Below are 12,036 nucleotides of genomic sequence, written 5' to 3'. Positions count from 1 at the left end.
CTGCGATCCCATGAACCCACAGGAGTTTCCGCCATGAGCCCCACTGGCCCGTCCCATCCTGGCCCGTCCAACGGTGGTCCCTCGCTGACCGGACTGCGCCGTGTCCTGGCAGAAGACCAGACGTTCGCGCGGGTCCAGGCGGAGGCGGCCAGGGGTTTTGACGTCCGGGGCCAGGACTACCAGATCAGCGCGCCGGCCGGACTCCGCGCCGTCCTGCTGGCGGAAATGGCAGACGGCCTGGACGCCGGCTCCGACGAAGGAACTCCCGACGGCGGGCTCCCTCCCGTAGTTCTGGCGGTCACCGCCACGGGACGCGAAGCGGAGGATCTGACAGCGGCCCTGCGCGCTTACCTGCCGGCCGATTCAGTGGCCGAGTTCCCCAGTTGGGAAACCCTGCCGCACGAACGGCTCTCACCCCGCTCCGACACGGTGGGCCGCCGGCTGTCCGTCCTGCGCCGCCTGGCGCACCCGGAAAGTTCGACGGCGGGCCGGCTGCGTGTGGTGGTGGCACCGGTCCGCGCGGTGGTCCAGCCGATCGTCGCCGGGCTGGGTGACCTGGTTCCGGTCACCCTGAAGGTGGGACAGGACATGCCGTTCTCCAGCGTGGTGCGGAGCCTTGCCGATGCCGCCTACGCACGCGTGGACATGGTCACCCGCCGTGGCGAGTTTGCCGTCCGCGGCGGCATCATCGACGTCTTCCCGCCCACCGAGAACCATCCCATCCGTGTGGAGTTCTTCGGCGACGAGGTGGACCAGATGCGCTGGTTCGCGGTGGCCGACCAGCGCTCGCTGTCGGCGCCCGGGGTGCACCACCCCGCCGAGCTCCACGCCCCGCCCTGCCGCGAAATCCTCATCACGCCGTCGGTGATGTCGCGCGCGGCCACCCTGAAGGCGCAGCTGCCCGCGGCCGCGGACATGCTGGAGAAGATCGCCGGCGGCATCGCCGTGGAAGGGATGGAATCCCTGGCCCCGGTGCTGGTGGACGCCATGGTCCCGTTCGTGGAGCAGCTGCCCGCCGGGTCCATCTCGGTGATCATTGAACCGGAAAAGGTCCGCAGGCGCGCACATGATCTTGCGGCCACCAACGAGGAGTTCCTGGAAGCAGCCTGGTCCACGGCCTCGGATGGCGGCACGGCTCCACTGGACCTCAGTTCGCAGGCGTCGGCAGCGTTGCACTCAGCCAGCTTCCGTTCCCTGGCCGAAACACGGAGCTTCTCGCTGGAGCACGAGGTGTCCTGGTGGTCCATCACGTCGCTGGCCACTGACGAGGAGCTGCTGCCCGAGATTGACGTCCTGAACCTCCGCGCCCGCGAACCGCGCGGGTACCAGGGTGATGTGGCCGAGATGATGGACTTCATCGGCTCCCACGTCCGGGACCAGTGGCGGATCGTAGTGGCCACGGAGGGTCCCGGCCCGGCGCAGCGCCTGGCGGAACTGTTCCACGACGCCGACATCCCCTGCGCCAGGGTGGACACCCTTGAGAAGGAGCCGCAGGCGGGCATCATCGAGGTGACCACTGCCGCCGTCGGACGCGGTTTTGTCCTGGACAGCCTCAAGCTGGGGCTGCTCACCGAAGCGGACCTGCTGGGACGGACCTCCGCGGGCTCCACCAAGGACATGCGGCGCATGCCGTCCAAGCGGCGGAACGCCGTGGACCCGCTGCAGCTGGTCAACGGCGATTCCGTGGTGCACGAACAGCACGGCATTGGCCGCTTCATCGAACTCATCCAGCGCAAGGTGGCCGGCGGCGGAGACGGCGTCCGCGAGTACCTGGTCCTGGAATACGCCCCGTCCAAGCGCGGCGCCCCCGGGGACCGCCTGTTTGTCCCGACCGACCAGCTGGACCAGGTGACCCGCTACGTCGGCGGCGATACCCCTGTGCTTAGTAAGATGGGCGGCTCCGACTGGGCCAGCACCAAGTCCAAGGCACGCAAGGCCGTCAAGGAGATCGCCGGTGAACTCATCAGGCTGTACTCCGCACGGATGGCTTCAAAGGGCCATGCCTTCGGGCCGGACACTCCGTGGCAGCGCGAGCTGGAGGAGGCCTTCCCATACGTGGAGACGCCGGACCAGCTGACTACCATCAATGAGGTCAAGGCGGACATGGAGCGCGAGATCCCCATGGACCGCCTGGTGTCCGGCGACGTGGGCTACGGCAAAACCGAGATCGCCGTCCGGGCCGCGTTCAAGGCGGTCCAGGACGGGAAGCAGGTGGCGATCCTCGTGCCCACCACCCTGCTCGCCCAGCAGCACTTCGAAACGTTCACCGAGCGCTTCTCCGGGTTCCCCCTGCGGGTCAAAGCCCTGTCGCGGTTCCAAGGGACCAAGGAAACCAAAGAGACCGTTGAGGGCGTCAAGAGCGGCTCCGTTGACGTCGTCATCGGCACCCACCGCCTGCTGTCCAAGGACTTCGCGTTCAAGGATCTGGGCCTGGTGATCGTGGACGAGGAGCAGCGCTTCGGTGTGGAGCATAAGGAAGCACTGAAGAAAATGCGGACCAACGTGGACGTGCTGGCCATGAGCGCCACCCCGATTCCGCGGACCCTGGAGATGTCGTTGACCGGCATCCGGGAAACGTCCACGCTGGCCACCCCGCCGGAGGAACGCCACCCCGTCCTCACATACGTGGGCCCGTACACGGACAAGCAGACCTCGGCGGCCATCCGGCGTGAGCTGATGCGCGAAGGCCAGATGTTCTTTGTGCACAACCGGGTGTCCACCATCGACCGGACGGCCGCGAAGATCCGTGAACTGGTTCCGGAAGCACGTGTTGAGGTGGCGCACGGACAGATGTCCGAGAGCCGGCTGGAGCAGATCATCGTGGACTTCTGGGAAAAGCGTTTCGACGTCCTGGTGTGCACCACCATCATCGAAACCGGACTGGACATCTCCAACGCCAACACCCTGATCGTGGACGGGGCCGACAAGTACGGCCTCTCCCAGCTGCACCAGCTCCGCGGCCGGGTGGGCCGCGGCCGTGAACGCGCCTATGCCTACTTCCTGTATCCGTCCGAGAAGCCCCTGGGCGAGGTGGCCCTGGAACGCCTCAAGGCCGTGGCCACCCACAACGAGCTCGGAGCCGGCATGCAGCTGGCCATGAAGGACCTCGAAATCCGCGGCGCCGGCAACCTGCTGGGCGGCGAGCAGTCCGGCCACATCCAGGGCGTGGGCTTCGACCTCTACATCCGCCTGGTAGGTGAGGCGGTGGCCGACTTCCGCGGCGACGCCGAGGAAAAGGCCGCCGAAATGAAGATCGAGCTGCCGGTCAACGCCCACCTCCCGCACGATTATGTGCCGGGGGAGCGGCTGCGGCTGGAGGCCTACCGCAAGCTGGCCTCCGCGTTGACGTACGAGGCCATCGAGGAGGTCCTGGCCGAGCTTGTGGACCGTTACGGTGAGCCGCCGCTGCCGGTCCAGAACCTCATTGCCGTGGCCCGCTTCCGGGTGGGTGCCCGCCAGGCCGGCCTGTCCGACGTCGCGCTTCAGGGGAACTTCATCAAGTTCTCGCCGGCGCAGCTGCCGGAGTCGAAGCTGATGCGGCTGGCCCGGATGTACCCGGGTTCGCAGTCCAAGCCGGCCCTGGACGCGGTGCTGATTCCGAAGCCCAAGACGGCGAGGATCGGCGGCCGCGACCTGCAGGACGCCGAAATCCTGGAATGGGCCAATGGGGTCATCCGCAACATCTTCTCCGACGCACCACTTGCCGCTCCGGCAGTAAGGGGTTAGAGCTTGATGGGAGGACATCACGCCGCGTCGGGGGCCGCGGCGTGGGTAGCTATTGCCTCAACGGGGCCGTACACGCTGGGCTGGTATCCGCTGGACGCCACGGGAATCCTCATCGGCGGGATGGCGACGGCGGGGACGGCGCTCGTGTGCGACTGGGACCACCGCCACAGCACCGTGGCCAACTCGCTGCCGCCGCTGTCCAACCTGATTGCTGTGGGTATTGAGAACGCCAGCGGCGGGCACCGGCAAGGCACCCACTCGGTGCTCGGTGCGGCGTTCTTTGTGCTGCTGGCCATGATGGCCGGACAGTTCCAGCTGCGGACGGACTGGGGCCTGCTGTCCGTGGGTGCCGGCCTGCTGTGCATGTTCATGATCAACATTGCGGCCAAGGCGCTGAAGCTGTTTCCCAAGTCAGGATTTATCAGCAACTGGATCTTTGCCCTGGCCATGGCCGGACTGGTGGCCTGGTTCGCGCCGGAGCAGTGGACCTGGCTGCCCGTCTCGATGCTGACCGGGGTAGTGGTCCACATCGTGGGGGACATGATCACCACCGGGGGCGTGCCGCTGCTCTGGCCGATCGTCATCAAGCCACCGAAGTTTCTCCGGAAGCTGCCGGTGCTCAATGACGTCTGGAAAGCCAACGGCGCCTTTTCCTTGCCGCTGCTGGGCCGCGCGGGTTCCCGGCGCGAGTGGCTGGTGCTGATCCCGGTGAGCGCCTACGCGATGGTGGGCATGTGCGTAGCGGCCTGGTCGTTGGCGAAGGCACATTTCCCGGCAGCCATGGCGATCGGAAAGACCACGGTCAGCCGCTTGCTCGGCGCGGGCTGACGTGGTTAGTGCTGACGCGGCCAACACTTAATCCGCCAGTGCTTAAGCGGCCAGAACCCAAAAGGCTGGGGCCCCGGAAAATCCGGAGCCCCAGCCTTTTGAGTTATGGAGTCTTACTTCCCGCCGGCTGAATCGGAGCGGCCGGTGATGGTCTGCGGGATCCAGAACGCCAGGAAAAACAGGCCAAGGCAGACGGCCATCGGCCACGGGTTGCCGAGAGTGAGGAAGGACAGGGAGTAGATGGAGCCCAGGAATAGCGCCATCATGGGTACAAACAGAAGGATGCTGCCCAGGAGGCTGTTCTCGTTCTGGGGGGTTTGTACCGTGGCGTTGCCGGACTCTGTGGTCTTGTTGGACATTCTTTCCTCCTCGGCCCCGCGGGGCTCAAACTGTGGCTGCTCCGGGCCGGTGTCAGTAGCTGAATGAACCCTGTTCACCCTTGACGATGGCAATGCCGGAGCTGGCACCAATACGTGTTGCACCTGCAGCAATCATAGCCTGCGCGTCAGCCAGCGAACGTACGCCGCCGGACGCCTTGACGCCGAGATCGGGGCCTACGGTGCGGCGCATCAGGGCGATGTCTTCGGCAGTGGCACCCCCGCCGTTGAACCCCGTGGAGGTCTTGACGAAATCCGCCCCCGCTTCAACGGACGCCTGGCAGGCCAGGACCTTCTGGTCATCGCTGAGCAACGCGGTTTCGATGATGACCTTCAGGATGGCCCCGCCCGCGTGGACCGCCTCCGCGACGGCGGAGATATCGTCCACCAGCGCACCCTTGTCAGCGGCGCGGGCGGCTGCGATGTTGATGACCATGTCGATTTCGTCAGCGCCGTCCAGCACTGCGCCGCGGGCTTCAAAGGCCTTCACGTCGCTGGGCGTGGCACCCATGGGAAAGCCGATCACCGAGCACGTCAGTACCCCGGACCCCTTGAGCGCGGTTTTGACGGTCTTGACCCAGACGGGATTAACGCAGACTGACTTGAAGTGGTACTCGGCGGCCTCGGCGCACACCTTGAGGATCTCCGCCTCGCTGGCCTCGGGCTTGAGCAGCGTGTGGTCGATGTAGGAAGCGATGTTGCCCGACGCTGAGACCGTACCGGCTCCAGTTTGGTCGGTAGGAGTGGCTGCGTTGCTCATGATGGTCCTTTCCATGTGGCCTTGTGGGCCGCCGGAGCCACGTAGTGCGTGGCTGTTCAGGTGACCATCTTGTCACAGCGGGTGTCGCGGCGGGCGGACGCTTACGCGGCCGCAGGCACGCGCTCCGCCGCACCCGCGGCCACGCCTTCCGCACCCGCGGCCACGCCTTCCGCACCCGCGGCCACGCCTTCCGCCGCTGATGTAGCGGTCATCAGCTGTGCGGCGCAGGCGCCGGCGGCAGAAGCCGCCGCGACCAGCAGTCCCAGCCGCACGCCGTCGAACGCGGCGGCGTCGCCGATGGCCCAGACGCCGGCGACCGATGTCCTGAAGTCCTTGCTGATGGTGATTCCGCCGTTGCGGGCGGTGGCGAGTCCGGCGCTGGCGGCGAGTCCATCGCGGGCAACCCGCTCTTCGGCCAGGACAACCAGGTCGCCGTTCATGCTGCTGCCGTCCTCGAAGACAACCCCGGAGGCGGTCAGACCTGAGCCGGCGATGGAGTGCACCACGGCGGCCGGCCGGACCGTTGTGCGGATGGGCCTGACGCCGCGTGCCCGCAGCACCGCTTCGGCCTGGCCCGCTGCCGCGCCGGTTCCCACGAGGATCCCCAGTGGCCGCCGGCCCAGTTCCCGCGTCACTTCCTTGACGGCGTCGCCGATCCGGGCGGCGTCGTCGATCGTGGAGTAGCTCAGGCAGCGGCCGGCGCCCGCCACGGGGGACGCAACGGGCGCTGATCCGGTGGCGATGACCAGTTCGTCGTAGCTGAGTTCCATGCCGTCGGCGGTGGTGACGGAGCGGTTCTCCGCGTCGATGAAGCTGGCTGGCTGGCCGAAGCGGACTGATACCTGCGGCAGCTCTGCGAGCTCCAGGAGTTCGGCGGGAGCGTCGTCCCGGTTGCTGAGGATGGTGACGGTGCCGCGGAAGCGGGCACCGTCCAGCTGGCGGACCAGCGCCTGTGCGGCGGGCCCGGCCCCGGCAATGACGATGCGCGGAGCCGGGGAAACTGAGGTGGACGGTGCCGGAGCGGACATGTGCTGGCCCTTTCGCTGGCGGCCGCTGGAGCGGCCGGGACTTCGTGATGAATCCCAGCGTAGGCGGCGGGCTTTTCAGGCGTGTTTCCCCGCTGTTGCTGGGAGAATGCCCTTTGTTCGCCAACGTTTACCGGCCGGTAACAGAACCCGTGACGCACCTCTCACTACGCTCCGGAATGACACAAAGGCGGCCGGAGCCCGCGTCCCTAGACGCGGATCCGGTAACCCCTCTTGACCACCGTCTCCACCAGGCGGCCGTCCGGCAGCGATGACCGCAGGCGGCTGACAGTCATGTCCAAGGCGTGGACCGAGCCCTTCAGCTCGAGCAGCTCCGACAGCGACTCCCGGGAAAGCACGGCCCCACCGGCCCCCAGGAGGGCACGCAGCAGCAGCAGCGGCGCAGGCGCCAGCTCAACCTGCGCTCCGTCGACCCGCAGGCTGCGGCCGCGCAGCTCAAGGTTGCCGGACGCGGTGTCCAGCCGCCGCACATGGTTCAGGGCGAGGTGCTCGCACACCAGCCGGATGAGGGCGCCCATCCGGAACCGTTCCGGAACGAGCGGCGAGATACCGGCGTCGAGCAGGGGCTGGGCCGTGACGGGCCCCACCACTGCCGTGGTGACGTTGGACTTGAGGCTTTCGATGAGTTGCTTGTAGACGCCCATTTCGTGGGCTGTACTCCACACGGCGTCGACGGCGGGGGCGCTGGTGAAGGTGAGCACGTCAAGGTTGCCGCTGCACACAGCCTCGATGAGGCGCGGGAGCCTGTCTTCGCCGTCGGGCTTTACCCAGCGGTAGGGGGTGACCGTCAGGACGGTGGCGCCGGACATACGCAGCCGTTCCAGCTGCCGGACGTCCGTGTAGCCGTGCAGCTGCACGGCCACAGTCTTGCCGCGCACGCCTTCGGCGAGCAGCATGTCCACCAGCGTTGCGGTGGTTTCGTCGCTGCTGATTCCGACGTCGGCGAGTCCGGCCGCGCGGACGGCGCCGCGGGCTTTGGGGCCCCGGACGAACATCCGGCACGCCCCGAGGGTTTCCAGCAGCTGCTCACCGATCCCAAAGGAATCGGCAGCTTCGCACCAGCGGCGCATGCCGTACGCCGTGGTGGCGATGCACAGGTCCGGGCGCGCGGCGATGATGGCCTTGGTGTCCTCGATGAGGCGGATGTCCTCCTGCACCGGGGCGATCTTGAGGGCCGGCGCGTGCAGAACTTCCGCGCCGCGGCGTTCCAGGGCCTCGATGAGGTCCCGGGAGCGCCGGTGCGAGGTGACTCCGATGCGGAAGCCCTCCAGCGGGGAGTCCGAGGCCTCCGGCCCTGAGGTCTCTTCAAGCTGGGCGGGCTCAGCGGGTGCCAGTGCGGTCATGGGGGTCAATCCTTTCATGAACCGAGCAGCGAGGCCGCCAGCCGGTCGAGGTCGGCGGCGGCCTCAGCATGCCCGCGGTTGGCTTCCGCCACGCGAACCACCTCGCCGATGACCAGCACGGCGGGATTGCTGCACCCGGCAGAGGCGGAGGTGATGGTGCCCAAGTCCGCGATGGTGGTGCGCTGGCCGGGGCGGTAACCGCGTTCGATGACGGCCATGGGCATATCGGGGCGCATACCGGCTTTGCGGAGCCCGGCCGCGAGCTGGTGCAGGGTGCCGATGCCCATCAGCACCACAATGGTGCCGCCCAGACCGGCCAGGTGGGTGTGTTCCTTTTCGGTCAGCGGCGCGTGGCCGGAGACCACGGTGAACATGTGGCTGACCTCGCGGTGCGTGACCGGAATGCCGGCGGCCGCCGGCACGGAGATCGCGCTGGTGACGCCGGAGATGACTCGGACGGGCACGCCCGCCGCCACGCAGGAGGCCACTTCCTCGCCGCCGCGGCCGAAGACATAGGGGTCGCCACCCTTGAGGCGGACCACGTTGTTGCCTTCCAGGGCGGCGGCGACCATCAGCTTCTCGATGTCGGCCTGGCCCACCTTGTGGTGTCCGGGCTTCTTCCCCACATCTACAAGTTCGGCCGAGGTCAGCTCCGGCAGGTCCTGGCACGGAGCCAGCCGGTCGAAGAACACCACGTCCGCGTCGCGGAGGGCCTTGACGGCGGCGACGGTCAGCAGCTCGGTGGTGCCGGGTCCGCCACCCACCAGGGTGACGTGGCCGATGGGACCGGCGGCCGGCTCGGCCGCCACCGGAATGCCGGTGACACGGCACCGCTCAAGCAGGGCCTCCCAGCCGGGCTGGCCGTCGTCGACCGCTGCGACCAGGAAAGGACGCTCAGGGAGCGGCCCGTCATGCGCTGCACCCGCAGGGGTGCTGAGACGGTAGACGACGGCGCCCGCGGCCACGAAGCGGCGGACCGCCTGGCGCGCGGCGTGGTCGGAGCCTGTGACCAGGACTTCGCGGCCGGTGAGATCGATGCTGAGCTGCATGGCTATACCTCGTTCTCGGCGCGGGGCCGCATGGGGATGGAGGCGCCGATCAGGACCGGCTGTTGGACCGCGCGGCTCTTTTCCTCCGCGGTGGCAGGGCGCATCTGGCCACGCTCGTCGGAGACGAAGGTGATGGAGTCATCCTTCTGGTCTGGCGCGTTGACGAAGGACCGGAACCGGCGCAGGCGCTCGGGGTCCTTGAGGGTGTCCGCCCATTCGTCCACGTAGGTGTCAACGTGCTTGGCCATGGCGGCTTCAAGTTCCTCGGCGATGCCCAGGGTGTCCTTGACCACCACGTCCTCGACGTGCCTGATGCCGCCGTCGAGTTCTTCCTGCCAGCGCGCGGTGCGCTGAAGGCGGTCCGCCGTGCGGATGTAGTACATGAAGTAGCGGTCGATGTACTTAAGCAGGGTTTCGTCGTCGAGGTCCTTGGCTAGGAGCTGGGCGTGGGCCGGGGTGGCACCGCCGTTGCCGCCGACGTAGAGGTTCCAGCCGTCGGCCGTGGCGATCACGCCGACGTCCTTGCCGCGGGCCTCGGCGCATTCACGGGCACAGCCGGAGACGCCCATCTTGAGCTTGTGCGGGCTGCGGAGGCCGCGGTACCGGAGCTCCAGCTGGATGGCCATGGCCACCGAATCCTGGACACCGAAGCGGCACCAGGTGGAACCGACGCAGGACTTCACGGTGCGCAGGCTCTTGCCGTACGCCTGGCCGGATTCGAAGCCGGCGTCCACCAGTTCCTTCCAGATTTCCGGGAGCTCTTCCAGCCGGGCACCGAACATGTCGATCCGCTGGCCGCCGGTGATCTTGGTGTACAGGTTGTACTTCTCGGCCACGGCGGCGATGACGCCGAGCTTCTTGGGGGTGATTTCACCGCCAGCGATGCGGGGGACCACCGAGTAGGTGCCGTCCTTCTGCATGTTGGCGAGGGCGCGGTCGTTGGTGTCCTGCAGGGTGCCGCGGCCGGCGTCAAGGACGTAGGCGCTGTTCTGGCTGGCCAGGATGTTGGCGATGGTGGGCTTGCAGATGTCGCAGCCGGCGCCGGTGCCGTACTTGGCCATGATCTCTTCGAAGGAGGTCAGTTCCAGGACACGGATGGCGTCGAAGAGTTCCTGGCGGGACAGCTCGATGTGCTCGCAGAGTGCCTTGGAGACCTCGACGCCGGACTTGGTGAGTTCGGTTTCCAGCAGCTTCTTGAGCATCGGGACGCAGGAACCGCAGCTGGTTCCGGCGCGGGTGCAGCCCTTGAGCTCGCCAAGTTCCTGGACGGGGGCGTTGCCGTCGCAGGCGCCGCAGCCGTTGATGGTGTCGCGGATGGTGCCGGCGGCCACGTTGTTGCAGGAACACAGGATGGCGTCGTCCGGGAGTTCGGATTCCGGAGCGTCGCCGCCGCCGGCCGCGCTCAGGTAAGCGCCGGGTTCAGCAGCGAGCTCGCGGCCCAGGAGCGGACGCAGGCTCATGTACGGGGAAGCGTCGCCTACGAAGATGCCGCCCAGGAGGGTCTTTGCGTCGTCGGTGGTGACGATCTTCTGGTAGACACCGCGGGCGGGGTCGGCATAGACGATTTCAAGGGAGTGTTCGGTCTTGGCGAACCCGTCACCGAAGCTGGCAACGTCAACGCCGGAGAGCTTGAGCTTGGTGGCAGTATCGAAGCCGGGGAACGTTGCCTGGCCGCCGTGGAGGCGGTCTGCCACGATCTCCGCCATGGTGTTGGCCGGTGCAACGAGGCCCAGGCACATGCCACCGTAGTTGGCGACCTCACCGATGGCCCAGATGCCTTCCACCTCGGTGGCGCAGAAGTCGTTGATGACCACGCCGCCGCGCTGGCCCAGGCTGAACACCTGCTCTTCCCCTTCGGCTGCGCGGAAGAGTTCATCGCGCGGCCGGACGCCGATGGCGACGATCACGAGGTCAGCGTCGATAATGCGGCCGTCTGCCATGAGGACACCGGTGACCTGGCCGTCGTCGTCGGACAATACTTCCGAAGGGAACACGCCGCCGTGGACTGCGAAGCCTTTGGCCTTGATGAGCCGGCCCATTGCCTGGCCAGCGCCTTCGTCCAGCTGTGTGGCCATCAGCCACTGCGATCCGTCGATGACGATCGGGTTGGCGCCCAGCTGCTCCGTGCCGGCGGCCGATTCGAGTCCGAGGAGGCCTCCACCGATAGTGACGGCGTTGACCTTGCGGCCCAGCTTCTCCGTGAGCCCGGTAATGGCCTCGTTGATGGCCCAGACGTCTTCGAGCGTGCGGTAGACGTGCGTGTGCTCGGCGCCGGGGATGGGGAGGCGTGCGGCATTCGAGCCGGTGGCGACCACCAGGTCGTCGTATTCGAAGATGCTGCCGGCAGCGGTCTCAACCGTCTTTGCTTCGGCATTGATCTTGACCACGCGCTCGCCGGTCTTCAGAGTCAGGGAGTCGTGGTCCCACATTGAGGCAGAGCCCAAGGTGAGGTCCACGCTGCTGTCCGTCAGTGCCTTGGAGAGCGCCACGCGGTCGTACGGGAGGTGGGCTTCTTCCGTGAGGACCGTGACGTCCCAGCCCTCAAGGCCCCGGGTGTGCATGGCATCGGCGAAGCGGTGGGCAGCAGGGCCGCCACCGGCGACGACGATCCGGCGCGTTGCCGTCTGGCTTGAAGTCTGTTCGGTCACTGTGGGCCTTTCGCATGTGCCGCAGACGATGTTCTGCGACTTTCTCTGACGAGGTGTGTCCATCCAGACTAGGTAGCCGCAGTTTCGCTTCAGTTTCCCTTATGTTTCGTAGGCTTAACTTCTGCATCACGAACGCGTTTCCGATCGGGTGAGGTCTCTTTTACGCGCTGGACACATTCACTGCACGCCTTTGAAACACCCGTTGCCTAAGTTGTTTGGTATGGCCATAGAGGTGGCCAATCAAGCACGGGGAGAGGAG

8 protein-coding genes are annotated in these 12,036 nt (G+C 67.1%); 2 read left to right on the top strand and 6 right to left on the bottom strand.

Features of this window, described 5'->3' with window-relative positions:
* The first annotated feature begins 33 nt into the window (after positions 1 to 33).
* Together mfd and NG701_RS08230 are read left to right on the top strand one after the other, a co-directional pair.
* Complete coding sequence (mfd, locus tag NG701_RS08235) at positions 34 to 3,726, top strand: transcription-repair coupling factor (protein ID WP_252566292.1); 3,693 nt, start codon at positions 34 to 36, stop codon at positions 3,724 to 3,726.
* A gap of 6 nt (positions 3,727 to 3,732) precedes the next feature.
* Positions 3,733 to 4,554, top strand: coding sequence for a metal-dependent hydrolase (locus NG701_RS08230; RefSeq protein ID WP_252566289.1), 822 nt, complete (start codon positions 3,733 to 3,735; stop codon positions 4,552 to 4,554).
* A gap of 113 nt (positions 4,555 to 4,667) precedes the next feature.
* On the opposite strand, the gene NG701_RS08225 is transcribed toward NG701_RS08230, so the two are convergent.
* From NG701_RS08225 to nirB, 6 genes are all read right to left on the bottom strand, one after another.
* Positions 4,668 to 4,913, bottom strand: coding sequence for a hypothetical protein (locus tag NG701_RS08225; protein ID WP_252566286.1), 246 nt, complete (start codon positions 4,911 to 4,913; stop codon positions 4,668 to 4,670).
* Between the two features lie 52 nt (positions 4,914 to 4,965).
* Complete coding sequence (gene deoC, locus NG701_RS08220) at positions 4,966 to 5,691, bottom strand: deoxyribose-phosphate aldolase (RefSeq protein ID WP_252566283.1); 726 nt, start codon at positions 5,689 to 5,691, stop codon at positions 4,966 to 4,968.
* Between the two features lie 101 nt (positions 5,692 to 5,792).
* Positions 5,793 to 6,719, bottom strand: coding sequence for an FAD-dependent oxidoreductase (locus NG701_RS08215; RefSeq protein ID WP_252566280.1), 927 nt, complete (start codon positions 6,717 to 6,719; stop codon positions 5,793 to 5,795).
* A 206-nt stretch (positions 6,720 to 6,925) separates the two neighbouring features.
* Positions 6,926 to 8,080, bottom strand: coding sequence for a uroporphyrinogen-III synthase (locus NG701_RS08210; RefSeq protein ID WP_252566278.1), 1,155 nt, complete (start codon positions 8,078 to 8,080; stop codon positions 6,926 to 6,928).
* A gap of 14 nt (positions 8,081 to 8,094) precedes the next feature.
* Positions 8,095 to 9,129 carry a uroporphyrinogen-III C-methyltransferase gene (gene cobA, locus NG701_RS08205; RefSeq protein WP_252566275.1) on the bottom strand — a complete coding sequence of 345 codons (1,035 nt, stop codon included), beginning with the start codon at positions 9,127 to 9,129 and terminating at the stop codon, positions 8,095 to 8,097.
* Between the two features lie 2 nt (positions 9,130 to 9,131).
* Entirely contained in the window at positions 9,132 to 11,777 is a 2,646-nt protein-coding gene (gene nirB, locus NG701_RS08200; RefSeq protein WP_252566272.1) for a nitrite reductase large subunit NirB, read from the bottom strand.
* Between the last annotated feature and the right edge of the window lie 259 nt (positions 11,778 to 12,036).

The sequence above is a fragment of the Pseudarthrobacter cellobiosi genome, from assembly GCF_023913815.1.
Taxonomy (GTDB): domain Bacteria; phylum Actinomycetota; class Actinomycetes; order Actinomycetales; family Micrococcaceae; genus Arthrobacter; species Arthrobacter cellobiosi.
The sequence above is the reverse complement of the archived record's forward strand: the minus strand, read 5'-3'. Positions and strand labels throughout refer to the sequence as shown.

What these genes read in the sequence shown, in the direction of transcription:
- NG701_RS08225 (WP_252566286.1), bottom strand. Translation starts at nt 4,913, where the DNA reads ATGTCCAACAAGACCACAGAGTCCGGCAACGCCACGGTACAAACCCCC.
- deoC (WP_252566283.1), bottom strand. Translation starts at nt 5,691, where the DNA reads ATGAGCAACGCAGCCACTCCTACCGACCAAACTGGAGCCGGTACGGTC.
- cobA (WP_252566275.1), bottom strand. Translation starts at nt 9,129, where the DNA reads ATGCAGCTCAGCATCGATCTCACCGGCCGCGAAGTCCTGGTCACAGGC.
- NG701_RS08215 (WP_252566280.1), bottom strand. Translation starts at nt 6,719, where the DNA reads ATGTCCGCTCCGGCACCGTCCACCTCAGTTTCCCCGGCTCCGCGCATC.
- NG701_RS08210 (WP_252566278.1), bottom strand. Translation starts at nt 8,080, where the DNA reads ATGACCGCACTGGCACCCGCTGAGCCCGCCCAGCTTGAAGAGACCTCA.
- mfd (WP_252566292.1), top strand. Translation starts at nt 34, where the DNA reads ATGAGCCCCACTGGCCCGTCCCATCCTGGCCCGTCCAACGGTGGTCCC.
- NG701_RS08230 (WP_252566289.1), top strand. Translation starts at nt 3,733, where the DNA reads ATGGGAGGACATCACGCCGCGTCGGGGGCCGCGGCGTGGGTAGCTATT.